Annotated in this window: 24 protein-coding genes and 1 pseudogene; 9 read left to right on the plus strand and 16 right to left on the minus strand. The window is 43.0% G+C overall.

What is annotated here, in order from left to right:
* Window positions 1–101: 101 nt before the first annotated feature.
* The gene (locus tag ASD40_RS22410) at window positions 102–989 is read right to left on the minus strand and encodes a sugar phosphate isomerase/epimerase family protein (protein WP_057305382.1); all 888 of its coding nucleotides are present in this window, start codon (window positions 987–989) and stop codon (window positions 102–104) included.
* 132 nt (window positions 990–1,121) lie between these two features.
* Here ASD40_RS22410 and ASD40_RS22415 point away from each other — a divergent pair, with 132 nt between their 5' ends.
* The 3 genes and pseudogenes from ASD40_RS22415 to ASD40_RS36595 form a co-directional block, all read left to right on the plus strand.
* Complete coding sequence (locus ASD40_RS22415; protein WP_057305383.1) at window positions 1,122–2,006, plus strand: helix-turn-helix transcriptional regulator; 885 nt, start codon at window positions 1,122–1,124, stop codon at window positions 2,004–2,006.
* A 151-nt stretch (window positions 2,007–2,157) separates the two neighbouring features.
* Entirely contained in the window at window positions 2,158–2,481 is a 324-nt protein-coding gene (locus ASD40_RS22420; RefSeq protein WP_057305384.1) for a UxaA family hydrolase, read from the plus strand.
* A gap of 21 nt (window positions 2,482–2,502) precedes the next feature.
* Window positions 2,503–2,766, plus strand: a pseudogene (locus ASD40_RS36595) (UxaA family hydrolase); the annotation flags it as partial.
* Window positions 2,767–2,899: 133 nt separating this feature from the next.
* On the opposite strand, the gene trhA reads toward ASD40_RS36595, so the two are convergent.
* The 4 genes from trhA to ASD40_RS22440 all read right to left on the minus strand — a co-directional run bounded on the left by trhA (window position 2,900) and on the right by ASD40_RS22440 (window position 6,010).
* Window positions 2,900–3,544 (minus strand): PAQR family membrane homeostasis protein TrhA, encoded by a 645-nt coding sequence (gene trhA / locus ASD40_RS22425; RefSeq protein WP_057305385.1) that lies wholly within the window; start codon window positions 3,542–3,544, stop codon window positions 2,900–2,902.
* 216 nt (window positions 3,545–3,760) lie between these two features.
* A complete protein-coding gene (locus ASD40_RS22430) occupies window positions 3,761–4,360 on the minus strand; it encodes a glycerol-3-phosphate acyltransferase (protein WP_057305386.1) in 600 nt (199 codons plus the stop codon).
* Window positions 4,357–5,451, minus strand: a complete 1,095-nt coding sequence (locus ASD40_RS22435) for a glycosyltransferase family 2 protein (protein ID WP_057305387.1) — start codon at window positions 5,449–5,451, stop codon at window positions 4,357–4,359. Before ASD40_RS22435 ends, ASD40_RS22430 begins: the two co-directional genes overlap by 4 nt.
* A 235-nt stretch (window positions 5,452–5,686) precedes the next feature.
* Entirely contained in the window at window positions 5,687–6,010 is a 324-nt protein-coding gene (locus ASD40_RS22440) for a hypothetical protein (RefSeq protein ID WP_057305388.1), read from the minus strand.
* Between the two features lie 222 nt (window positions 6,011–6,232).
* Between ASD40_RS22440 and ASD40_RS38270 the strand changes: the two genes are divergently transcribed.
* The gene (locus ASD40_RS38270) at window positions 6,233–6,406 is read left to right on the plus strand and encodes a hypothetical protein (protein ID WP_164484144.1); all 174 of its coding nucleotides are present in this window, start codon (window positions 6,233–6,235) and stop codon (window positions 6,404–6,406) included.
* A gap of 46 nt (window positions 6,407–6,452) precedes the next feature.
* Window positions 6,453–7,205, plus strand: coding sequence for a hypothetical protein (locus ASD40_RS22445; protein ID WP_057305389.1), 753 nt, complete (start codon window positions 6,453–6,455; stop codon window positions 7,203–7,205).
* Window positions 7,206–7,714: 509 nt separating this feature from the next.
* Here ASD40_RS22445 and ASD40_RS22450 read toward each other — a convergent pair.
* A complete protein-coding gene (locus ASD40_RS22450) occupies window positions 7,715–7,885 on the minus strand; it encodes a hypothetical protein (protein ID WP_154669597.1) in 171 nt (56 codons plus the stop codon).
* 166 nt (window positions 7,886–8,051) lie between these two features.
* A complete protein-coding gene (locus tag ASD40_RS22455; RefSeq protein WP_057305391.1) occupies window positions 8,052–8,927 on the minus strand; it encodes an SDR family NAD(P)-dependent oxidoreductase in 876 nt (291 codons plus the stop codon).
* A gap of 126 nt (window positions 8,928–9,053) precedes the next feature.
* Here ASD40_RS22455 and ASD40_RS22460 point away from each other — a divergent pair, with 126 nt between their 5' ends.
* From ASD40_RS22460 to ASD40_RS22470, 3 genes are all read left to right on the plus strand, one after another.
* The gene (locus ASD40_RS22460) at window positions 9,054–9,524 is read left to right on the plus strand and encodes a MarR family winged helix-turn-helix transcriptional regulator (RefSeq protein ID WP_057305392.1); all 471 of its coding nucleotides are present in this window, start codon (window positions 9,054–9,056) and stop codon (window positions 9,522–9,524) included.
* A 671-nt stretch (window positions 9,525–10,195) separates the two neighbouring features.
* A complete protein-coding gene (locus ASD40_RS22465; RefSeq protein ID WP_057305393.1) occupies window positions 10,196–11,545 on the plus strand; it encodes a cytochrome ubiquinol oxidase subunit I in 1,350 nt (449 codons plus the stop codon).
* Window positions 11,542–12,570 carry a cytochrome d ubiquinol oxidase subunit II gene (locus tag ASD40_RS22470; RefSeq protein ID WP_057305394.1) on the plus strand — a complete coding sequence of 343 codons (1,029 nt, stop codon included), beginning with the start codon at window positions 11,542–11,544 and terminating at the stop codon, window positions 12,568–12,570. The genes ASD40_RS22465 and ASD40_RS22470 overlap by 4 nt, the downstream gene beginning before the upstream one ends.
* Window positions 12,571–12,723: 153 nt before the next feature.
* Here ASD40_RS22470 and ASD40_RS22475 read toward each other — a convergent pair whose 3' ends face one another.
* The 7 genes from ASD40_RS22475 to ASD40_RS22505 form a co-directional block, all read right to left on the minus strand.
* Window positions 12,724–13,533, minus strand: coding sequence for a transporter substrate-binding domain-containing protein (locus tag ASD40_RS22475; protein ID WP_057305395.1), 810 nt, complete (start codon window positions 13,531–13,533; stop codon window positions 12,724–12,726).
* Window positions 13,534–13,690: 157 nt separating this feature from the next.
* Window positions 13,691–13,870 carry a twin-arginine translocase TatA/TatE family subunit gene (locus tag ASD40_RS22480; protein WP_057305396.1) on the minus strand — a complete coding sequence of 60 codons (180 nt, stop codon included), beginning with the start codon at window positions 13,868–13,870 and terminating at the stop codon, window positions 13,691–13,693.
* Window positions 13,871–13,903: 33 nt separating this feature from the next.
* The gene (locus ASD40_RS22485; RefSeq protein ID WP_057305397.1) at window positions 13,904–15,112 is read right to left on the minus strand and encodes a ZIP family metal transporter; all 1,209 of its coding nucleotides are present in this window, start codon (window positions 15,110–15,112) and stop codon (window positions 13,904–13,906) included.
* Window positions 15,113–15,133: 21 nt separating this feature from the next.
* The gene (locus tag ASD40_RS22490) at window positions 15,134–16,168 is read right to left on the minus strand and encodes a multicopper oxidase domain-containing protein (RefSeq protein ID WP_057305398.1); all 1,035 of its coding nucleotides are present in this window, start codon (window positions 16,166–16,168) and stop codon (window positions 15,134–15,136) included.
* A gap of 672 nt (window positions 16,169–16,840) precedes the next feature.
* Window positions 16,841–17,674, minus strand: coding sequence for an AraC family transcriptional regulator (locus tag ASD40_RS22495; protein WP_057305399.1), 834 nt, complete (start codon window positions 17,672–17,674; stop codon window positions 16,841–16,843).
* 77 nt (window positions 17,675–17,751) lie between these two features.
* Window positions 17,752–18,486 (minus strand): phytanoyl-CoA dioxygenase family protein, encoded by a 735-nt coding sequence (locus ASD40_RS22500; RefSeq protein ID WP_057305400.1) that lies wholly within the window; start codon window positions 18,484–18,486, stop codon window positions 17,752–17,754.
* 197 nt (window positions 18,487–18,683) lie between these two features.
* Window positions 18,684–19,631, minus strand: coding sequence for a 6-bladed beta-propeller (locus tag ASD40_RS22505; RefSeq protein ID WP_156390154.1), 948 nt, complete (start codon window positions 19,629–19,631; stop codon window positions 18,684–18,686).
* A gap of 293 nt (window positions 19,632–19,924) precedes the next feature.
* Between ASD40_RS22505 and ASD40_RS22510 the strand changes: the two genes are divergently transcribed.
* A complete protein-coding gene (locus ASD40_RS22510; RefSeq protein WP_057305402.1) occupies window positions 19,925–20,869 on the plus strand; it encodes an alpha/beta hydrolase in 945 nt (314 codons plus the stop codon).
* A 973-nt stretch (window positions 20,870–21,842) separates the two neighbouring features.
* Here ASD40_RS22510 and ASD40_RS39465 read toward each other — a convergent pair.
* Together ASD40_RS39465 and ASD40_RS22515 are read right to left on the minus strand one after the other, a co-directional pair.
* The gene (locus ASD40_RS39465; RefSeq protein ID WP_082562377.1) at window positions 21,843–21,932 is read right to left on the minus strand and encodes a GNAT family N-acetyltransferase; all 90 of its coding nucleotides are present in this window, start codon (window positions 21,930–21,932) and stop codon (window positions 21,843–21,845) included.
* Between the two features lie 36 nt (window positions 21,933–21,968).
* The gene (locus ASD40_RS22515; protein ID WP_057305403.1) at window positions 21,969–23,438 is read right to left on the minus strand and encodes a methyl-accepting chemotaxis protein; all 1,470 of its coding nucleotides are present in this window, start codon (window positions 23,436–23,438) and stop codon (window positions 21,969–21,971) included.
* Between the last annotated feature and the right edge of the window lie 134 nt (window positions 23,439–23,572).

The following is a 23,572-nucleotide window of genomic DNA, read 5'->3' on the forward strand; positions in this document are numbered from 1 at the left end:
TGCGGTAACAATGACCTTATTATAAGAAAGATGTCTCTGACTAAAAATAGACGATCTTAATCAGAGCTAGCACAAAACTAAGATGGACTGAAAGTGACTCATTAAACAGGGTTTGGAATGTAATCTCCACCACGGCAGCGTTTTAAATAGTTCAATGCATGCACTTGACCCGTCATCTCGAGCTCATCACGGTAGACGGGATCATGCCATCCTTCAATGTCGATTGTACCTTGGTAGCCTGCCTGACGCAGAATCGTAATAATATCGGACCAATTCGTATCCCCAAAGCCAGGTGTACGGTGCCAAACGAACTCTTGGCTCCCATGAATCCCATATTCCCGCACAATATCCCACGCAATTGTTGCATCTTTGCCGTGTACGTGGAACACTTTATCGACCCATTTACGTAACTGCGGAATCGGATCGATCAGACTGACCATCTGATGACAGGGCTCCCACTCCAGACCAAGGTTATCCGCCGGTACGGCATTAAACATCAGATTCCAGGCAGTTGGGTTATGGGCAATGTTCCAATCCCCTGTCTTCCACGTTCCGCCCATATCACAATTCTCGAAAGCAAGTCGCACACCGCGATCAGCGGCTCTCCTAGAAAGTTCACCAAACACTTCCTTGAACTTCGGTATTGACTCATCAATTGGACGATCTGGGATACGGCCAGTGAAACCGTTTACGATATCGGTACCAAAGAGATGTGCATGATCAATAAGCCGCTCCCAGCTTGCGAGTGTATCCTTATTATCTCCTGTTCCCGTGAGTGGATTTCCGAATACACCAATCGTAGATATGACGGCGTCGTGCTCTCCCACAATGTCGGCTACCCGCTTTGCCGTTTCTTTGAGATCGATATTCCCGGTTGTTTGCCAAAAGGATAAACTGTAGGATTCAAATCCGTGCTTGGCAATTTGGGGGATGACGCGAACGGCATCTCCGCCACCAATTAAAGTACCCACTCTAAGCTTCTTATTCATAATTGAATATCACTCCTATATTGGTATAAGATAAATGAATATGATCATTATAACTACGAATATCGGCAAATTCTCTACCCTATCTTGCTCCAAATAGGTCTTATCTTGATACATAGGAAAGTGAGGCAGCTCATGACGTACCCCCAAGATTTAATGGAAAAGACACCACTCTGGGATAGCAGCTATCCCATTCGATTTTACCGAAACCGACCGCAGACGACTGCTAAAGACGATAACATACTCTATCTTCACTGGCATGAACATTTCGAGATCATTGATATGCAGGTAGGTAAAGCGATATTTCATATTGATAGCCGGCCTTATGAGGCCCGCGCTGGCGACCTGCTATTCGTACCTGCCGGAGCTTTGCATGTTGGCTATAACGCAGCAGATGAGGCAATGGAGTATGTTGCTGTCGTGTTCAATGCCTCCTTGCTGCGAGTGATGCATCCGGATCCCGTGCACGAACGATTCATCCTCCCGTTTCTGGACGGGCGAGTTCCAATGCCTGCCAAATTACTTGCCGAGGATGAACTTGCTGCCCCTTATCGTCGACTTATTCGTGAATCTACGGCTGAATTCGAGAATAAAAATGCCGCTTATGAACTCGTCATCAAACATAATTTTCAGCTGCTTTTCGCACTGCTATCTCGTCAATTTTTGCCGGAGAAATTCATAGATAAAGCTGCTCCTGCCCGTCATTCGGAGTCTTTCAAGCCGTTAATCCAGCATATTGAAACCCATATTGCCGAGCCATTGTCGGTTGATCAGGCTGCGAGGATGGTCAATTTGAACCCGTACCATTTTTGTAAAACGTTCAAAAAGCTTACCGGACGTACCTTCGTCGATTATGTGAACTGGCTGAGAATCAACGAAGCTGATCGTTTACTTCGTGAAACGGAATGGACGGTAACCGAAATCGCCGAGCGAATTGGCTGCGGAAACGCAAACTATTTTACGAAGCTATACAAGAAATATAAGAGTTTCCCGCCTTCTGACGTTCGGCGAAGACGGTAGTCCGCTATGAAGTCAGTCCCCCCATTATCTTAGTCTTGTGCTAACATGCGTGAGAAAAGTCTCTATTCAATTCCATTTAACTCTTAAACTAGAAATGAAACTTGAAGTTTTAAAAAACTCTAAGTGCAAGCATACTCTGAGGAGAGTTCTAATGTCACATGACATCATTCACGGGACAGATAGTCTTGTCATGAACGAAAAGGACGATGTTGCGACCGTGCTGCGCGATATTCCGAGCGGTGAATCTATTCATTTCTATAATGGTGCAAGTATGCAAACGCTATCATTGCTTGACTCTATTCCTTTCGGACGTAAGGTAGCCATCGCATTCATCAAACAAGGTGCCGAGGTCTTTAAATATGGGGATGTCATTGGTAAAGCTACCCAAGATATTCGGACTGGCGAGCATGTTCATGTCCACAACATTGAAGGTATTCGCGGTCGCGGAGATTTACCGAAAACACATGAAACCTAACTATGCCAAGGGGGCTGCGATATGACTACTTTTATGGGTTATCAGAGAGAGAATGGGGACATAGGTATCCGTAATCATTTAATCATCATTCCGACCGTCATCCGTGCCAACCATGTCTGCAATCGAATTGCATAAATGGTGCCCGGAGCGGTAGTGATTCCACATCAGCATGGCTGCAGTCAAATTGGGGATGACAAGAATATAACCTTCGATGTCTTAGCAGGTACGGGGCAAAATCCGAATGTTGGTGCTGCTATTATTGTTAGTTTGGGCTGCGAGGTCATCAGGCTGATGGCAAACTGACCAAGGCCGAGATACTGGGCCATCAGGAATTCAGCATTAACCGTATCGGTCCGAGCTTATAGATCCAGGTATTATGCAGATGTCAGCCTGCCGGACACTAGGCCTATTTTCACCCCTACAAAACGGCAGGCATCACATAAGCATATATGGCAATAAAGTGGCAGCTGCTTCCTGCGAGCACAAACAAATGCCAAATAGCATGATGATATCTTAACCTTCGCCAAAGAAAAAATGGCACACCAATGCAGTAAAAAGCGACTCCGAACATTAACCAAGCTAGAGCCATAGAGGGAAGAAGTTCACTTAATGGCCCAATTAATGAAACCATGAAGCCACCCATCAACAAGTACATTAGAAGGCCCCAAGGCATAAACCGCCTAATGATCAAATGAACATAGCGGACGCCTCCTAAAGCTAGAACCCATATCAATAACAGCAACGTGTACCCAAGTGTTCCTTGTAAGGTAATCAGTAGGAATGGCGTATAGGAACCTGCAATTGCAATAAAGATAGCTGCATGGTCCATGATCTCAAATCGTTCGCCCCACTTCTTCGAGCGAGAGCAATGCAGCAGGGTCGAAGAGAGATATAACAGGCAAAAAGATACCCCATAAATCGCATTACTAACGATATAAGCAAGATCTTCGAATAGAACGGAACGTTGTAAAAGTAAAAAAAGACCGAAGGCGCTTAGCGCCGCGCCAAAGCCGTGGCTTAATGCGTTTAACCGTTCTTCCCTCAGAGCTAATCTATCTTCCATGCGTAGGCTCACTCCTTTCTGCTTAGCCCCTAGTTTTTCCTAATGTGAAGCCTAGTATGTAATGACTTTGCCTTGTTTATAGAACAAATAAGCGCGAAAACCGCGCTTAATCTGGAGCGCCCCAACAAATAAGAGGTAAGCAATGCTTACCCCAATCCCTCTCGAACAAAAAAATGGATCCCGGCATCAATGGCCGAGATCCATTTATTTATTTCTTCATCGCCTTTTTAAATAAAAAGCAAGCTCATATCTATGGGTATATGCGAGCACTAGAAAATTCCCTAACCAAACCCAGAGGATCGCAATCGAATAATCCCTCATATACAAATAGATACCTACCAACAAAAAACCGACAACGACCTGCAAGCCATCTGCCTCAGTAGATATTGACTTTCCTCTGTTGATCACCTTGATTGCACTCAGTAAAATGGCCAAAACTACGGCAAAAGCAAGAGAAGCTTCAAAGTTGGATAAAGCACTCCATACCCCGAAGGTCACAGCGATTGCTTTACCTCCTTTCCCCTTAAGGAATGGAGAAAAGGCATGCCCGATAATCGGGGCTAGTGCGATAGAAATAATGAAGTACCCTTGAATATTCTCATAATGCAATATATAAAGGAGGATAAGGTATCCTTTTAAAAAGTCGAGAATAATGCCAACAACACCAAGCTTAAAGCCAGCTGCCTTCCACAGATTTAGTGCCCCTGGATTACCGTCACCGACCGTCTTCAAGTTTTTTTTTGCGATAAGTCCAAGCCAGTAAGAAAACATGAAAGATCCTGATAGAAAGGCACAAACCGTCCAAACGATGGTCATTGCCCCCTCCTGCTTCCTACCTTGACGTGCCGCCCTTTCCATGAAACATGCCCAAGGAATACAACCTGATAAACAGAAAACAGCATGACGCAGATGAAAAATAACGTTGAGAGAACATGCAAAACAGGCATGATGATTCCAAACACTCCAACATGTTTAACCAAATAAAACAGCTGTATCATGTATAAGAGATATCCAATAAAAAGCGGTAGCGCCCACGAAGTGTTGATGAATAGGAAGAAAGTTTCTGAAGCAATCAGCCCGATAACCCAAATCGCAACAAGGAGAATCGTACCCGGACTTAACGTTGATGTGCTTAGGACCGCTCCTTTCCCGAAGCCTTGAACCTCACTTTTGATCCCTTGTGGATACATACGAAAAGAAACCAGGCCTCGCCCGATAAAATTCGTCACTTGAATCCCGGCATGCCGATAGGTAGCCCCAAGGTTCAAATCATCCAACATTTCCGACTTGATGCTTTGATGTCCTTTGATCTTCTCATAATCTTCTCTGGTCGTTAAGATGCAAGAGCCATACAGACCTTTTTTCGGATTTTTCTTTTCAAAAGGGGACGTAAAAGCGAATACACCAAGCACATTAAAGATCAGCGCCAGTCTTTCAACGAACTTCTCCGTATAATGGAAGGGAACGACAGAAACGACGCCTCCCGTTTTATTTCTCGCTTTAACCAATGCCTCCAGCGAACGTGGAGCTAAGCGAATATCCGCATCAAGAAAGGCAATTAAATCACCCGAAGCATGCAAATATCCGTTCCATACAGCCCAGTTTTTCCCTGTCCAGCCTTGTGGAAGACTCGTGTTGCTAATCACAGTAACCCCGTAACTTTCAGCAATTTCCTTCGTGTCGTCCTCCGAAAAATCATCAACAACGATAATTTCAAAGGCTTCCAGCGTTTGGACCTTGAGTGCATGGAGGATATGAGGCAAATTGCATGCTTCATTCCTAGCAGGGATTATGATAGACAGCTTCACATTTTTCGGAACTTGTTCCTGACTGACGGTGATCACATTTTTTCTAAATAATAAGAAACCACATAGACATCCGATGACAAATAATAAGAATATCGCCACCCTCGAACCCCCTCCTTCGATTCCCTCATAACGGATGGATGGAAGTGCTGCCACTACAATATGGAGAACAGGTTGTATTCATCTATATGAACTTGGAGGTGATTTTAAAACATCTTCACAGGCAACTGGATGCAGAAAGTGCAGCAAAACGTTTGTACAAAATTCGGCAAGATTTGAGCAAAAAAAATTGCCATCGACTCACCCAAAGAGGGTGAATCAAAGGCAATCTTTGTGATTATTTAAATAACATAGCAATGGCTATTACGCCTAATAGAAAAGCCCAATATTGCATAGGGATGAAAAATAAAGAGTGCGGTGTACCCATTTTAAATTGTTGATTCGTCTGTTGATCCACGAGAACACGTCCTGCACTTTTATTCAATGCTTTCCCACTAAACCAAATGCCGACAGCAGCGGCAATCAATGTTAACGTATATGGCCAACCATGTAATACGTCTTTGCTTGATCCGTAGATCAAACTTTCAATCAGAATTCCTACGATAAACCCGGCACCTGCCATTAGTACCGCTAAAATGCCCCAACCCTTCCAAATAACCAATTGCTTGTTCCCCCTTGAAAATTATAGAGTTATGTAAATTGCAATTGGTATAATTCGACAGGATCATACATAATCCTATCCAAATTTAATAAAGATTTGATAAAGATTCGTCCTATTGTCCGCAGTTCCTTTGCAATTCCTCCCATTCTCCGCTCATCAAGCGAACATTTCCGCAATTGTGTTATAATGTTCAATATCAAAATACTGGAGGCACAATGGCATATGAAAATATATGTTATCCTCTCCTTCGATGGCGAAGGAATGGAAAATGTTTATGTAGGCGCAGATGAGGAGAAAGCACTTTCTCTGAAGCCGGCTGACTTTGAAAACTGCGAGGCCCTTTTCGTAGAGATTTGGGAAGATGGCGAGAAAACCGACGATTACCGCTTAGAATAACTAACGATACATACTTCCAAACAAATAATAGAAAGGCGGAGATCTCGTGGTCCACGCGTTTACCATCCAGCCCTCTTCGTATAATACTTTCGAAGACGAGAGCGATCAGCTCGAACAGTGTAAAGAATGGGGCTTGCTTTCAGAGAAAGCAGCGAAAACAAAGGCATTCTTCTACAAGGGGAATGGCATGAATCTACCATGCGGCATTGTTGGTTTTGTGGATAAAATGACCGCTGTCATTGAATTCGACAACAAGCAGCTGCACTGCATCCATCCCTCTTACCTGAAGGAAATGCAAGCAGCCAATTACAGCCAGAGAGGCGCAGGAACCGCTGACTCCACAGAAGCGGAAGTCTTAGAGCTTGAGACTTTGCAAGAAGATGCTCCAGTTAGCGTCGAAGTAAATGTGGAAGTTAATGCGGATACTAATGTCGAGGAAGTTAAAAAGGCCCCCAAAGAGCCGAAAAAAGAGAAGGCCAAAAAAGAAAAAGCTCCAAAGCTTCAACTTCCCGAAGAAAAAGTGAAAATGATCGCTACTGTAAAGGAATTTACAACGGTACCGAACAATTTCTCTGATACTGAAGATGAAGTCGTTATCTACGAGGCTGTTTCCCTGACAGAACCAGAAATGGAGATCGGCGAAGCTTGGTCCAGCCACAGTGCCACACTTAAGAAATTGGAACTGGAAATCGGGGACAAGCTCTCATTCGAATGTAAAATTGTAGCGAAGAAGCTCTCGAAACATCCGATACCTTATAAAATCAACAATCCTGCTAAATTACAAAAGGTAACATCCTGACTACTTGGTGTCCCGATATCCTGAAAACATGTGAAGCTGTACTTCGTACAACATTACTGCTCCCATTCAGCGTTATCCTCGCCATTGTTGTAATTAATGCAACAATTCCATGCAATATTGGCCATTTCGAATGAAATATGGCTAATTTGTTGTATCAAATACAATATCTCCAGCCTGACGAGCAAAAATCAAAGAAATTGTTGTACGCCGTACAACAACTCCCGCAACTACGCAGGAGATGTCAGTCAAATTCATATGCCTCGCAATAAATAAGGGTTAGGCTGCAATTAGCCTAACCCTCAAAAATCCAATAAATCCCAACGCCTTCAAGGGGAGTATGTCATTTCATACTCCCCTTTTTTATCTGCCTGCTGGCAGTCATTTTCGCGTTATCTGCAGACAAAAAACTTCAAGATCATCACTTTCTGCCCTATATTATACTGCCCATATGTTCCACGAATTCTAAGTTTGGGCTACTCACGACCGTGAGATGACACAGAGCAGCTTAACTAATGCCTCATCTTTCTTCTTGCTTCTAGCTCCTTCTTCAACGCATGTTCAACGGATTCTGCTAGGATATCGAATTTCTCTGCAACGGTGTAAGTTAGGATCTTCCCACAATGGATGCAGCGCTGCATCTGAAGTTCTGTGACTTTCGAACAATTGGTGCATTTAATCATCGTATGGAGACCACCTTTTAAAAATATCATACTTCTATTATACACATATACGTCAAAAAGCCACCTCCCCTCCCGAATGAACCCCCTAGGTGACACCAGACTTACTAGTTATTTACGGTAATCATTGCTTATTCGACCGTACTTTAACTCTCTTCACTTCTGCCTTCTACTCGATGAAGCCTTTTCGTTGCAGTAATTCTTGCGTATCATTCCACAGTTTTCTTTGAATTTCGGTATCTCCGCCAGGGGATATTGGCGTAATAGAGTCCCCGGTTCCAACGTTGAAGTAACCGCCGGTCACATCCTGGTATTGTGGCTCAACAGCCAACCGTGTAATAATTTCAGCTCCTTTGCGTGGATCTCCGACATGCAGAAATTTAAAAATACGTTCAAGTATTGCAGCAAACCAGAGCTCACGTCCGAGACCCGTTACATTGAAGCCCGGATTTAGCGCATTAACAGAGACCCCCGTTCCAGAAAATTGACGTGCCAGTTCTCCAGTAAACATAATATTGAGCAGCTTCGTTTTACCATAATGCGAAGACGAGCCTCTAGCAGTAAAAGATGAGGTATCGGTCAAATCCTCGGGAAGCTTGAGCTCACCATGATTACGCGATGCCTCTGAAGCGACATTGACAACCCTTGCACTTCCTGATTTCATCAATGAATGTTGTAATAAATGGGTGAATAACCACGGAGCCAAATAGTTAACGGCCATCATTTCTGCAAAACCCTCAGATGTAATTCGCTGCTCAAATGCATGCAATCCTGCATTATTTATTAGTACATCAATCTTTGGATATGAAGCTTTGATTTCAGTTCCGATCTTCCTGACATCTTTCATTATCGATAGGTCTCCGAAAAAAAAGTCCACTTTAGTTTTCGGCGCGATGTCCTTTAACAGTTTTACAGTCGTTTCAGCCCGATTTTTGCTTCTGGCTGTTAACACAAGATGAGCGCCGCGTTTTGCCATTTCCATTGCAGCAAGTTGGCCGAGACCGCTAGTAGCGCCAGTAATTACAATAATTTGGTTAGTTGTCATAATAAGTCCTCCCTTGCAGTTTGACACGTAATGGATAAATCAATATACTTGATATATGTCAATCATATGTATTTGTTTGATATATGTCAAGTTGTTTTAGAGATTACTACTCATTTGAGGTGAACTATGAAGGAATTGACTCCAAACCAACTTACTGAGAGAGAGCAGTTGGAACTTAGGCTCGGCGAACAGTTAAACGCACTTATTAGCGCCTCCCATGCGCTCAATGTCAGAGCTGCGGCACGTTTCGATTCATCCCTGCAACCCGCAGCGTTTCTTATTGTCCGATGGCTCTTCTCGTACGGTCCTGCAAGCGCTACTGTTTTAGCGGAATCTACAGCAATGGACCGTAGTTCTGTTAGTCGTCTTGTCAATCAAATCAAGGGATTAGGCTATGTGCAAAGTGAAACGTCCCCTGATGATCGTCGAGGCGTACTGTTATCACTGACTCCGCTTGGACGACAAATGACCGTAGATGCTCTAAAAGAAAAAGAATCCGTCTTTTTTGAAAGCATTGCAAAATGGGAAGATGACCAGCTTGAATCTTTTAGTGAAATGCTCAAACATTTCAACGCTGCTGTCAGCCATTTAAAATAACAAGTTAACCGAATCGAATGGCAAGTAATTTTCTCAAGGAAGCCATTGGAGATTCATAATAAAGAAGGACAGTCGAATCATTCGACTGCCCTTTTTTAATGATGACCGGAAGTTAAGCCGGGTAACACCAGCTGCCAGACGGCCTCCAACCATCTAAGCCATAAACAATGGATGATCGCATTTCATGCATGTATAATCGTACAATTCTCCTTCACTTCACTCTCGTGTAAAAACTGCCGACCACACGGAAAGTGTCCAAAACCATTTGGCCGGATTTCCCGGATCCATTACGCATCGCTTTGCGGATCGAGTCTTCCTGGATCGTCTGAGCCCGCGCCTAGAGCAGTACTTCATTTTGATACGTATCCAGAATACTTTCGTAGGCCAGGATCAGGTCGGTCCTGAATACTATTACTCATAACGTTAATAAAGTTGTAATACTTTGTTCAAACCGTATTCACATATCATGTGAAAAAAATCACATACATCGAGTAAGATAGAAACATATAACAAATCAAATTGAAAACAGAAGGTGATACCGCTTGAACCAATCTCTAAAACATGAAAAACGATTGATGTACCTGATGTTCATTGTTGCTTTTGTCATGTTCCTCTCTTTTATCCGCAAGTTTTTTTGAACTTATGAAAGTTAACAAAGGAGATGAGTCCATATGCCTATCTACGATTCCGTATTTTATAGCCGCCTACTCACTGAGACTACACTGGCATTTCATATCATTTTCGCTACCATCGGCGTTGGCGTTCCGGTCATGATTATGTTGGCTGAGTTAGCCAGCATTAAACGTAAAGATCCCTATTATGCGTTGCTGGCACGAAGATGGGCTCGGGGATTCGTTATCACCGTTGCTATTGGAGTGGTTACTGGTACTGCCATCGGGCTTCAACTCAGCCTATTGTGGCCGAAGTTCATGGAGATTGCTGGGCAAGCGATTGCACTTCCATTATTTTTAGAGACTTTTGCCTTTTTCATCGAGGCTATCTTCTTAGGCATTTATTTATATACATGGGAACGATTGAAACCTAAACATCATCTGCTACTACTCGTACCTGTTGTCATTGGCTCCTCTGCTTCAGCGTTTTTTATTACGACAGTGAATGCATTCATGAATACGCCGCAAGGCTTCACTCTAAAAGATGGCTTAATTACGAATGTACAGCCGATTCTAGCAATGTTTAATCCATCAATGCCCACCAAAGTGGCACATGTACTTTCCTCAGCCTACATGACCAGCGCATTCATCTTGGCTGCTATAGCGGCCTACTCCCTTCTCAGGAAAAAGGGGGACACTTTATACGCCAAAAAAGCATTAAAACTGACCGTTACTGCTGGGCTAGTGTTCGCTATAACTACGGCTATGATCGGAGATCTATCAGCCAAATTTCTAGCTCATAATCAACCTGAAAAGCTTGCCGCAGCCGAGTGGCATTTTGAAACGGCTACGAATGCACCGCTCGTTCTTGGTGGTATTTTGACTCAAAATAATGAGGTTAAATATGCGTTGAAAATTCCGTATGCTCTAAGTATTTTGGCAGGTGGAACTCCAGGAACTGAGGTAAAAGGGCTGAATGATGTTCCTAAAGATCTTCGTCCTCCTCTATACGTGCATTATTTCTTTGACGCCATGGTTGCTATAGGTATGTTTGTGATCGTCGTTGCCATTTGTCATATGTGGTACTCACGTAAGAAATCCCGTAAACCTTATCCGAGATGGCTTCTAGCGATTATCATTGTGTGTGGTCCTCTTTCCATGCTAGGCATCCAATGTGGATGGTTTTACGCGGAGGTTGGCCGCCAACCATGGATATTGCGTGGATATATGAAGGTAGCTGATGCCGCTACAACTTCACAAGACGTGGATACCATGTTACTGCTGTTCTGTTTACTTTATATCGTTTTAGCATTGACCGCAGTAAAAGTGTTATCCAAACTTTTCAGAAAAAACGATGTTGCAGATGAACTGATTGCACTTGGTATTTTCGGAGGGAGGACCAAAGAATGAGCCTAGAACTAATTGGAATAACTGTTTTGTGGATCTTTTTATACGGGTATTTAATTGTGGCATCCATTGATTTTGGTGCTGGTTTCTTCAGTTACTATTCGGTTATTACGATGAAAAAGCATATCATTCATAAGATCATTGAAAGATATCTGTCTCCTGTCTGGGAAGTTACCAATGTATTCTTAGTTTTCTTCTACGTCGGTATGGTTGGATTCTTCCCTGAAACAGCACGTTATTATGGTACTGCGTTACTCGTGCCAGGCAGTGTGGCTATCATATTGTTAGCCATAAGAGGAGCCTACTACGCTTTCAGCAACTATGGTTCCAAGGATAACAAATGGTACATGCTGCTCTATGGAGCTACGGGCTTGCTCATCCCTGCAACCCTTTCTACGGTACTAACCATATCTGAGGGTGGAATCATCGTTGAACAGAACGGCATGATTTTACTAGATTGGAGTAAGTTACTTGGGAGTCCTTATACTTGGTCGGTCATCCTGCTATCGCTGGTCAGCGTCCTTTATATCTCGTCCATGTTCCTTTCCTTCTATGCCTATAGAGCAAAAGACTATCCCGCTTTTAGAATTTTAAGAGGCTATGCTCTCTTTTGGAGCGGACCTACTATTCTTGCAAGTCTGCTTGTCTTTTTCGCCATAAACCAGCAAAACCCAGAACATTTCCGCAACATGCTTAACCTTGGATGGATGTTCGGAGCATCATTTCTCTGCTTTTTAGTTGCCGTCTACTTCCTTTGGAAACAAATTAAGCTAGGTCTAGCGTTCATATTGGTGCTTTTGCAATTTGCTTTTGCTTTCTTTGGTTATGGTAAGGCCCATTTACCGTATCTTTTATTTCCATACATCTCCATTCACGAAAACTTTACGAATCAAGCAATGGGAACTGCGTTAGTCATTGCCTTAATTGCAGGGCTTGTTATTGTAATCCCATCTCTGTTTCTGCTTATGCGTCTATTTCTTTTTGATGCTGATTATGTACAAGGTAAATTTATAAAGAAGGGTGACTAAACCTATGGAAATCATGCTAATCCAATATGCTCCACCGATATTTGTTCTATGTTCACTTGTTTTTATGATTCTGTGGGTTCCAAGGGCATCCGACGTGACAGAATAATCCGTAAGACGAATAAGTCGACTATTTATTAGTCGACTTTTCTTTCCTTATGATTCGTGTTCAATATCCTTTTCCATGTCGTGTTTAAGCTCTTTAGGCATTTTTTCTGGTTTACTTCCGAACCACTTCGTATAGAGAGCTTCATAAGTTCCATCTTTGGAGACTGCTATAATGGCCTTATTGATCTTTCCCATGTACATGTTCCGCTTTTTAGCAACGATTGCGTAGCTATCTTTGTTGAAAACTTCCCCTACTTTTTTAGCTTTTCCTTCTGCTGAGTTTTGCACATAATCTTGAATGCTGTGCTCTTCAAAAACAACTGCATCAACGTTTTTATTTTTCAAATCATCGTAAGCATCGGAGATATTCGCATAGCTCCTTATTTTGATCCCTTGAATTTCACTCACAAAATAATAAGCAGTCGATCCATTCCTAGTTGCCACCACTTTCTTGGCCAAGTCATCTTTGCCTTTAATCCCCTCGTTATCTGATGCGGTGAGTATCGCTTCTCCCGATTGAAAATAAGGATCTGAATAGTCTAATTTGTTTTTGCGAGCATTCGTGACGGTCATTCCGGCGATTGCCAAATCCACATCGCCTGATTTCACACTTTTGTTCAACTCACCGTATTCCATAGCTACCCATTCATATTTTAGTTTCGCCTTTTTAGCAATGGCTTGCCATAATTCCACTTCGAAGCCTTTCTTCTCTTGCCCCTCTGTATACGTAAAGGGACGGTTATTTTTCTCGATACCGACTTTGATCGCTTCATCTTTCGAACATCCTGCGAAAGCTAGCGTTACCAAGAGAACGATCAACAGCATGATCCCCTGCTTGCTTCGAACTCGTATATTCATTGCCTTTTATGCCCTCCTTATCGGGTAAACAACGGTATTATTTGTAAATTGTTAATCGGTTATGCAGATATGGCAGCACATATTGTGCAAGTTTTAATTCAGGAGTATTAAAAATATGAAAAAGACCAATCCGCAAAATTGTGGATTGGTCTACTATTCATTCTACTTTCTGCTTCTCTTTGGAATCCTCTTCCAACAATCCCTTCGTTCCTTGCCTAAACTCCTTAATCGTTGTACCGAATGCGCGGCCTAACTGTGGAAGCTTCGAAGGTCCGAATAAAAGTAACGCAACTGCAAAGATGATGACAAAGCCTGATACGCCAATGCCTGATAGCATGATGTTCACCTACCCCATATTATGGTTTCTGAATTAAAATTTAACCATGAGAGCTGTCACATACATAATAAGAATTCCTGCAGTTAAACCTCCAAAATTCATCCAAGAAACAGGAGAAAGACCTCTTTTCTCGGATTCTTTAAGAATCATTTTGGAAATGACATAGATGACTTGCAGTATAGCACCAGCGCCTATACCGAAGAATAGCGCGGCTAATGTATCGTTAAAAATAAATCCACCTGCCCAAGTTCCAATAATCGCGGGTCCACCGGCGATCAATGCTAAGGTGACAAAAGTCTTCCAGTTCGGACGATCCTTCAGTAAGGGTGCCGCTATCCCCACGCCTTCCGTGATATTGTGAAGAGTAAACCCGATGATTAAGAAGGTACCCAAAGCAGCTTCTCCGACTGCAAAAGCGGATCCTATGGCAAGCCCTTCGCCAAAATTATGAAGACCAATACCTGTAGCGATTTTGCTCGATACCCTTCTTCCCTCCAAAGAACTGCTGCTTAGCTTGCGATCATTCGACTGATCCACCGCTATTAAGAAGAGACAACTGAGCAGTGCACCAAACCATACCAGTCCGGTACCTTGAAATACACCTGGAGCCTCTGAAGCCATTTCAAATCCTTCTTGAAAGGTGTCGATCACCAGAAAGAACAAAAGCCCTATCGTCAATGCGAGAATAGCATGCATCCCTCTAACCGAAAATCTACGTAAAAATGGATACCACATGAGTCCTAACCCGACAGGAACAACCCCTACGTAAAATCCTATTAATGCATATTGCCAAAAAAGTTTACCATTTGGTTCAGGTGTTGCAGCTGCGGCCGCAACTTCACCGGTAAAAATTAATCCATTTGAGGTGATTAATTTAACTTCATGTGGATCTCCTTGCACCCAGGGGTAAGGGATTTTGACTGTTCCACGTTCAAATCTTTGTAAGGTATCACTTGGCGAGAATTTCGCATTCCAAAAGGCTCCGTCCACGACGACTTGGGCGATCGTAATTTCCTCTGGTCCTGAATTAAGCACCTTAAGTTGGATTCCTTCATCATTGAGCGTTATTTTCTCCACATTCAGAACTTCAATAGGAGCAGCCGGCTCATTTTCGACTCCTGTTCCTACTTTTGCAATGGTAGTGATAATCGCAATTAGTAAGATTAGGGGGAGAATTCCCCATAGGATAGCTTTAAATTTGTTTGGAGAAATTTTATTTTCAGTTTGAACATTAGTACTCATCGTACGCTCACTCCTCCTTTCTTATTCAGCTATGAAGAAGCCCATCCAACCGAGCTCAGCGAATTCACTTTGATGAGCATGAAACATGTATCGCCCAGGAGCTGGAAACACAATTTCTAAAATGCCACGTTCTCCCTGACATTGCATAATGGTATCTGTAAAATTGGGACGAGCTTCAGGATCCGCGCCAGTTGCATAATAGTTAAAAAAGTTCGCATGAAGGTGAAAAGAATTAATGGGATCAAATTCAGTAAGATTACTGAGATAAATACGTACGAGTTCCCCAACTTTCACCTTAATTGGTTCTTGCTGATAGGCAAATGCGTATCCATTCACCGTGTAGACTTCATTTTCGCCATCTAGGTCAAGATCATAGCCGTTCATAAGCATATTGAATTCTTTTGCTGCTGCTCTTGGTTTTTTCGGATCAATGATGAAGTTACCATAAAGTCCTTTATGAATATGTCTGGCGAGAGGAGCAACATGACAATGGTACACATGCATACCAGCAGGCTTTGCTTCAAACTCATATATGAATGAACCACCTGCATTAACTGCTTCCAGTCCATCCATGTTGGTAGGATGCATACCATGAAAATGAATCGAATGCGGATGGCTCGTTGCATTGGTAAACTTCACTCGAAGGACATCCCCTTCGGTACAACGAATTGTGGGTCCAGGTATCGTGCCATTGAATGTCCACCCGGGAAACTTGATCCCTTTCGCGATCTCAACGTTAGTTTCATATGATGAAATTTCGTATTCCCTTAACGTTCTTCCATCAGGAAGCTTACTAACCTTGCCATAATCAAATGCTGTGAGTGCTTTCTGTGCTGCTTTAAAACCTTCAGTCACTTCTGTACTCGGAACATAACCATGCTTCATACCATCATGCAATTGTTCTTTCATAGCATTATGAACGCTATGCTTATCCGCAGCTAATGTTGTTTTACCAAATGGATTCAGTAAAGCACTGCCAATGACAGCAAAAGCCCCAGCAGTTCCCATTTTCAAAAGATTACGTCTTGATACCTTATCAACCGGTTTACGGAACATCGTCATGCCCTCCTATTTAATATTGCTTGTTTACAATTATTTTGTATTAGGGAAACATTTTAGTCAAAAAAAATTTTATTTCCGATGGGACAAAGAGTTTACCAAGGGAAACACCTTCACTTCACTATAAGCCTATATCCAGAGTTTGTAAACCTATTTTTTCCTAAAAAATTGCCATCATTTCTATTCTTCTCATAAGAAAGCTTGCGTTCAAAAAACCGGCTTACACCGACCTTTGACGAGACTGTTTGTAATGTTTGATGCAAAGTATGTTACACCCTAGACGTAATTGATTCAAACATTCGCTTGATCATTCGTGTCTTGTTGCATTTTGTACAACATTACGCAAGCTAATTCAAGTTTTCTGCTTTATTGTTGCAAAAAATACAACAATTCTAGCCTAAAGTAGCCCTATTCCCTTTAAAAAGGCTGAATTGTTGTACTGAATACAACATCTTTTAGCTTGCCCCGTAGGATTCGAGGAAATTGTTGTACACCGTACAACTTTCCATCTCAATTTCTAATTCATTAACTCCCCATTTCTATCACAGCTCTCAAAGCGCGCGAATCCCGGGCACGCGTTATACACTATATGGCGGTATGTTAAAACCCCAATAAAATAAATAAGCCCCTATTTTGTATGGTTACAAAACAGGGGCCTTTTCCACAATCTTACTTCTGAAAGGTTCTCGGCGAGCTCCCGAACTTTTGTTTGAAAGCTCGTTCGAAGTGGGTTAGCGTATTAAATCCGGATGCATAGCAAATCTCTGTGACAGGTATATCCGATGCCATTAACAAGGATTTAGCAAAGTTCAACCGCAGTCCTTGTAAATAAATTTGGAATGGAATACCTGTCATGTTACGAAATGCTTGACTGAAATAATTAGGTGCCAAAGCAGCTTGTTTGGCTGCGTCCTCTAATCGTAGTGGATCACGAAAATGGTGATGAATATAGACAAGAGCTCTCTGAATCGAACGATGCTGCGCTTCTACATCCTTTTCATCGATACGTGGGTGCTGTTGATTATAGGCTCGAAAAAGGGTAAGAAGAATCCGCTCTAGCGCACCTTTCACCATCATTTGCTGACCTGGCATCCAATTATGGGCCTCACTGCTAATCAGGTGAAATTCGGACTCTATCATGTCAAAGTTGACATCCATATCAAACATATATTCGGCAAATTGTTGAAACATCAGCTCTCTTATGTCTTCTCCAAGAAATTCACCGGAGAAAACAAGGTTGTAAATATCCATGGGTTCATCGGGAAAAGAATAGATCTCATGAAAATCAGCTGGTGTGAGTAAAAAAAGACTTCCCCTGGTAAGCTGATGCTCCGTTCCATTAACAATGTTGACTCCTCTGCCACGGAGAACAAAGCAAAGCTCATAAAATTCATGCCAATGCAGGGAGTGGTGCTCGGAGTTAATGTGTTGAAAGTAAATTTGAAAGGAGGTGGAGGGATCAATAAATTGGGCATTCGTTAATCTAATCGGTTGTTTCTTCATACCTGCCCTCCGCCTCCATTTTTCCATTTATTATAGCACAATGAGACACACCATAAATCGGCTATTGCAGCTGTCTTTTATACGTTAGCATACGTATTTCCTGCTAGATCTTGACCCCGTGCCAACCATACTTTAAAGTTTCGATTTTTCTCTGGATACACTTGCGTTTCGGTTGAGAAATAACGCATGGTATATCCACAACGACGGTTTTCACTTTTGTTAGGATCTGCACCGTGAATGATGCGCGAGTCATGCAGCGAGCATTGACCTCTCCGTAATTCGAAGTGAACAGCTGTTGATGTATTCATGTTTTTAATTTGCGTATTAAACAGATTCTGGGAGCCATCTACACTTTCATACTCTGAGAAACCGTTGTTATGTGTGCCGGGAATAACTTGCATGCAGCCATTTTCCTTCGAGCTGTGATCGATAGCAAGCCAAACCGTAACGATTTTATCAAATGAACTAACCCGGCCTTTCCAATAAGCTGAATCCTCATGCCATGGTGTTGCCCTGCCAATAAAGGGGTCTTTGCAAATAAAATGGCTGGACCATAGACCAATATTCGGTCCAATAATAGGCTCCACGAGATCCAGTACTTCATCAGACAAGAGGAATTTGAGCAGGCGTTCTTCGCGGAAATGAGGTGTGTCCAGCTCGTCGGACAGTTTACTTCCTTTTTGCTTCAGTTGATCTTCAAATATATCCGTCAATTCAGCTAACGTCTCTGGTGAAAACAGCTGCTTTTCATAAAGTAAATACCCATTTTTCTTATAAAAATCGACTTCTTCATTGGTTAATTTACTCAACATATTCCCTCCTAAAAGTGGCCCTTATCAACAAATTAACTATAGCGCACATGTAGGACAACAGGCTTATCGTTTACTCAGAAAAAGTTAGCTTATCTTAAGGTAAAGTAAAATGAACAGGCTTTTAGCACAAAATAAGCCACTCTTGGAAGAGTGACTTTGTTCCTGCATGATAGTATCACGATGATTATAACAAACAATTACCTGCGAGCTAGCTTGGTCAAGCGTCCATCCGAAATCCACTCCGCCACATACACATCCCCGCGCGAATCGACACAGATGCCATGCGGTGAGCTGAATTTGTTGGCGCGATAGTATGCTTTATCTAGATTAGGCCATCCCTCCTGCAATTTAGCTTGACGATCCTCACCCAAATGCGTAACTAATCTATCATGTTTATCGAATACCGTTACACGGCTGTATAAGTCCGGAAAATACATTTCATCCTTGTAGAAATAGAAGCTGCAAGGCATATCCATATCATGATCAAAAGCTCGTTTGAATTGCCCATCGAGTGTGAACACTTGGATCCGATGATTGCCCCGATCCGCAACATAAAGTTCTGGTTCTCCGCGTCGTAAATCAACGGAAATACCATGTGGACAAGCGAATTGCCCCATTTCTGAGCCTTTTCCTCCCCATGAGCGAATATAGTCACCAAGAGCATTATATTGATGCACCCAGCTTTGGCCATAACCATCTGAAATATAAATATCGCCATTCGGCGCTACAGCCACATCCGTAGGCACAAATTTGTGTTCAGCATCATAAATCTCAGGTAGATCAGGCGTGCCGATTGTTAGCAAATGTTCGCCGGTTAATGTTGTTTTAACCATAATCCCTTTGTCCGTGTCGGTCACATAAAGGAATTCGCCACCTGCTTCTCTGTGCAGATAAAAGCCGTGCGCACCTCCTTCGAATTCTTCGCCCCAAGCATTCAAATATTGCCCATTGCGGTCAAATACTACAACAGAAGGCGTTCCGGTATGGAACAAATAAAAGCGATCCGCACTATCAACTTCAATTCCGTGTGTGTAACCTAGTGTGACGTTTTCGGGCACTTTGGCCCAATTCGGAATAACTTCATAGTTATGTGACGTATTACCTGCTTGAAGGGCACTCAGAGATAGCGCTTCCAATTTATCCACATCCTTTTTCTACTTATTTCCTTTCATAATAACATTTAATTATTGCTATGTACTAGTTCAAATGTTGAAAGCCAGTTACATTCAAGAGAAAAGCAAGATCTTGCTTAAAGGGAAAATGACCTCAGAATATTTCGAAAATGGATATAATCCTGTGAATCAGGGCAACCTATTGAGTGCCTTTTCGACGGAAGAGAGATTCAAACTTAGGTTCAGCGTTTACATAGTAGTAGGCATTTGAATCAACAATCGATGATGTTAATCCATACGTGAACACGTCAAAGGAGGAACTATCCATGCCAAACAAAATTCATCTTGAAGCCGCCGCGCAGAAATTCGCAGAAGATACTGCAAAACCGCCATTTCTTTTCGATCTAGGTCCTGAAAAAGGGCGCGAGACTGTTGACAAGGTGCAATCCGAGCCTGTCCATAAAGAAGCTGTCGACATGCAAGATCTCACAATCGCAGGCGGCCCGCGCGGTGAGGTATCCGTGAGAATTCTGCGACCAAAGAAATCACCGCCGACACTCCCCGTTATCCTATACATCCACGGTGCTGGATGGGTCTTCGGAAATTCACATACACATGATCACTTGGTCCGGGAGCTTGCAGTTGGTGCTCAGGCAGCCGTCGTATTCCCCAACTATAGCCTTTCGCCTGAGGCCAAGTATCCAACTGCACTCGAGGAGATCTATACTGTCCTCCAATGGATAGCCAATAATGCAAAAGAGTACGGCTTTGACGCAGAGTGTCTCACTATTGCAGGCGATAGTGTTGGCGGCAATATGGCCGCAGCCATTACATTGGTCGCCAAGGAACGCAAGGGGCCGCCCATCCACAAGCAGCTGCTGTTCTACCCTGTAACCGATGCATCCTTCGATACGGATTCCTATGAGCAGTTCGCAACAGGCTACTTCTTACGTCGTGATGCGATGCAGTGGTTTTGGGATCAGTACACGTCCGATCCCCGCGAACGAGCGGAGGTGACGGCATCCCCGCTGCGAGCTACGCTCGAGCAGCTCAGCTGCCTCCCGCCCGCGCTGATCATCACGGGTGAAGCCGACGTGCTGCGCGATGAAGGCGAAGCCTACGCGAACAAGCTTCGCGAAGCCGGCGTGCCCGTCACGTCCGTGCGCTTCCAAGGCATCATCCACGACTTCGTGATGCTCAATGCCTTGGCCGACACCGCTGCCGCGCGCGGTGCCATGATGCTCGCCAAAGCTTGGCTGCGAGAATCATAACAGCAGCCTGCGGTGCAAGCAGGCCAACACAAATAAGCAGAGGCACAATCCACCAGTGGATGTGTCTCTGTTTCTTTCATAGATGAGTATTGTTCTGTATAGATGCTCGGAACCGTATTTCCTCCATATGGTGATACAAGCAATGTTCTACTTCCTTCTTATGGGCTGCTCAAAGCAATGTTGTGCTCCCTATATATAAGTTGCACAAAGTAATGTTGCAATCCCCCTATATGGGCTGCTCAAAGCAATATTGTCCTCCCCCACATGGGCTACGAAAAAGCAAAGTTGTATTCTGTACAACATTAAGCTAGCTAATTAACGATATCCCTTCGATTGTTGTAGAATGTACAACATTTCCTCCAAAAAGCAGCTCCAAAGCATGAAATACGGTTAAATTGTTGCACGAAATACAACATCCAACAGCTTTGAGAGAAGATATCACCTAAATTGTTGTACAGCGTACAACTTTCGCTCCTTTCGCTGCGAAAAAAGACGCACAGGCTTCCCTTATTGCCTCTATCCTCCAAACCGGAAACCTGAAAACCGTCAATAAAAACACTCACCATACTTTTGCTGCAATGATGTATTTCATCGTTAGATTCAAGTTGATGTAGCATTACGATTGCTGCAACGATGTTTTATATCGTTACGAGGGAGATTGGACGAATAACTGTTCATAAAAGGTTGATGGAATGATGTTTTACATTGTTGCAAGGGAGCTCTATCATCATTTTAGTGCTGTAACGATACTTTTCATCATTGCGTCACAGGTCGGCAAACTCTGTGTGTACTGCCTAACTTCCAGATAACTTCGACTACTTTTGGGACAGCCACTCTTCTATAGGTTTGTACTTTTCGAACTATAACTATCCGAATACTTCGTACCCGTCTTCGCCCATACATCTGCATACTCCTGATGGCGTGTGAATTCTTGCAACGCGAATGAGCATGAAGGAATGATTTTCCTACCTTTCTAACGGGCTTCATCCACTACAAAATCAAGCAGCTGTCTCCCTAAATGACGACCACGAAAGCGAGGATCAACATAGATTAGGTGAAGCATTTCCCTTCATTAACCTATTTATCAGAAGATGAATCATTAATTGTGGACTTGCTCCATCCATTCCGTAGCTACATCAACCGCTTGTTTAAAACTCTCTCGCCCGCGGCTAATCAGCGCTTGCTTCGCTTTATCATATTGCCCTTCCAGCATCCATGCTGCATTTTGATCCTTGATCACACCAAAAGCATCCCACGCAGAGCGCAACGAGGAGAAGTATTTTCGATCACTCGCCTCTTTCAACTTACTTTCCAGCTCTTTCATACATGTTTGTAAAAGCACCTCTTGTGCCACTTTTTTCTGGTACCAATCGGCTATTTTTTCAGGATTCCTCGCTTCAATCAACGAAACCATGATCGCTCGCATGCCCGTCGCACATTCCATCCACTTATCCAAATCTTTCTGCAAGGCATGAGAGTGCTGGAGTGAAGGCAATTTAAATTGCGAAACTACCGAGCGTAAGGAAAGACTGCTCCTTGTTGCTTCTTGAATACTTTCATTCATCCCCAAGATATTCTGAAGCTGAACATCAGCAGCAGCCAAAACTTCTTCACTCCCAGCCGCTACTTGTTGAATCATTGCTGACGTTTGATTAATCGAATTTGCAATAGACAATGTATTGCTGGTAACACCTTCTAAGCGACCATCTACTTCCTGCATGTCCCCCAAAAGTTGACCAAGAAACGTCTCCATCCTTTCATACTTACTAACTGCTCCTTGCAATGTATGCGCTCCTGTACCAACCGTGTCCTGCATCTGGTGAATCGAACCCCGCAATCCGTCTGCACTAGAAGTAACCGTTTGGATAAGTTCTTGTATGTTAACCGTTTCCTGCTTCGTCTGAATGGCCATTTTCGAAATCTCTTGAGCAACGACTGCAAATCCCTTTCCCTGTTCTCCTGCACGCGCCGCTTCGATATTCGCATTTAACGCTAACAATTGGGTTTGTTTCGAGATATGTTCGATTAGAATGGTCATGTCTGCGATCTTCTCAAGAGCTTTATTCAATTCATCCATTTTCACATAGATTTGCGTGCTATCCTTGGAGATTAACTGCATTTGTTCCATCGCTGCACTCATTTCAACTCTGCCGGAGCTTACTTCTCCCAGAAATTGAGTTGATGATTGGACGATGGCACTGTTGCTATCTTTAACTCCTTCAAGGAAGATGTGGATAGGATGGATTTGATCTGATATGAACTGGGCATGTTCGGAGGTATCCTGCATACCTTCAGCCATTTCCCGCATCGTTGCCGTTATTTCTTCTACCTGCACAGTAATCTGAGTTGACCTAGTGCTCGTATCCTCCATCTTGTGATAAAGCTCACTCGACGATTTATCAACGATTCGGATGAGAGATTTCAAACTGCGAATTGTTTTTTTCAACGTACTGATTAATGATTTCTCACCAACAACAGGGGCACAGTTCATACTGAAATCACCTGTAGCCATTTTTAATAAATCCCCATGAACCTTTTCATACGATGATGAATGAAATAGTTTGAACAAAGTGGTTCCTCCTTTTTACACATGAAAAAGCCTATCCCATCACAGAAACTGTAACGGATAGGCTTCGTTGCCGACTAGAACATAAAAGAAAGAAATGTTAGATTTTCTACGTGATCACTTCTTTGTGATGGTTC

Origin of the sequence: Paenibacillus sp. Root444D2 (assembly GCF_001426375.1) — a bacterium.
Taxonomy (GTDB): Bacteria; Bacillota; Bacilli; order Paenibacillales; family NBRC-103111; genus Paenibacillus_E.

Bases quoted from the DNA above. Each gene is read 5' to 3' on its own strand.
- ASD40_RS22410 (WP_057305382.1), bottom strand. From the start codon at position 989: ATGAATAAGAAGCTTAGAGTGGGTACTTTAATTGGTGGCGGAGATGCC.
- ASD40_RS22415 (WP_057305383.1), top strand. From the start codon at position 1,122: ATGACGTACCCCCAAGATTTAATGGAAAAGACACCACTCTGGGATAGC.
- ASD40_RS22420 (WP_057305384.1), top strand. From the start codon at position 2,158: ATGTCACATGACATCATTCACGGGACAGATAGTCTTGTCATGAACGAA.
- trhA (WP_057305385.1), bottom strand. From the start codon at position 3,544: ATGGAAGATAGATTAGCTCTGAGGGAAGAACGGTTAAACGCATTAAGC.
- ASD40_RS22430 (WP_057305386.1), bottom strand. From the start codon at position 4,360: ATGACCATCGTTTGGACGGTTTGTGCCTTTCTATCAGGATCTTTCATG.
- ASD40_RS38270 (WP_164484144.1), top strand. From the start codon at position 6,233: ATGAAAATATATGTTATCCTCTCCTTCGATGGCGAAGGAATGGAAAAT.
- ASD40_RS22450 (WP_154669597.1), bottom strand. From the start codon at position 7,885: ATGATTAAATGCACCAATTGTTCGAAAGTCACAGAACTTCAGATGCAG.
- ASD40_RS22455 (WP_057305391.1), bottom strand. From the start codon at position 8,927: ATGACAACTAACCAAATTATTGTAATTACTGGCGCTACTAGCGGTCTC.
- ASD40_RS22460 (WP_057305392.1), top strand. From the start codon at position 9,054: ATGAAGGAATTGACTCCAAACCAACTTACTGAGAGAGAGCAGTTGGAA.
- ASD40_RS22465 (WP_057305393.1), top strand. From the start codon at position 10,196: ATGCCTATCTACGATTCCGTATTTTATAGCCGCCTACTCACTGAGACT.
- ASD40_RS22470 (WP_057305394.1), top strand. From the start codon at position 11,542: ATGAGCCTAGAACTAATTGGAATAACTGTTTTGTGGATCTTTTTATAC.
- ASD40_RS22475 (WP_057305395.1), bottom strand. From the start codon at position 13,533: ATGAATATACGAGTTCGAAGCAAGCAGGGGATCATGCTGTTGATCGTT.
- ASD40_RS22480 (WP_057305396.1), bottom strand. From the start codon at position 13,870: ATGCTATCAGGCATTGGCGTATCAGGCTTTGTCATCATCTTTGCAGTT.
- ASD40_RS22485 (WP_057305397.1), bottom strand. From the start codon at position 15,112: ATGAGTACTAATGTTCAAACTGAAAATAAAATTTCTCCAAACAAATTT.
- ASD40_RS22490 (WP_057305398.1), bottom strand. From the start codon at position 16,168: ATGTTCCGTAAACCGGTTGATAAGGTATCAAGACGTAATCTTTTGAAA.
- ASD40_RS22495 (WP_057305399.1), bottom strand. From the start codon at position 17,674: ATGAAGAAACAACCGATTAGATTAACGAATGCCCAATTTATTGATCCC.
- ASD40_RS22500 (WP_057305400.1), bottom strand. From the start codon at position 18,486: ATGTTGAGTAAATTAACCAATGAAGAAGTCGATTTTTATAAGAAAAAT.
- ASD40_RS22510 (WP_057305402.1), top strand. From the start codon at position 19,925: ATGCCAAACAAAATTCATCTTGAAGCCGCCGCGCAGAAATTCGCAGAA.
- ASD40_RS39465 (WP_082562377.1), bottom strand. From the start codon at position 21,932: ATGCTTCACCTAATCTATGTTGATCCTCGCTTTCGTGGTCGTCATTTA.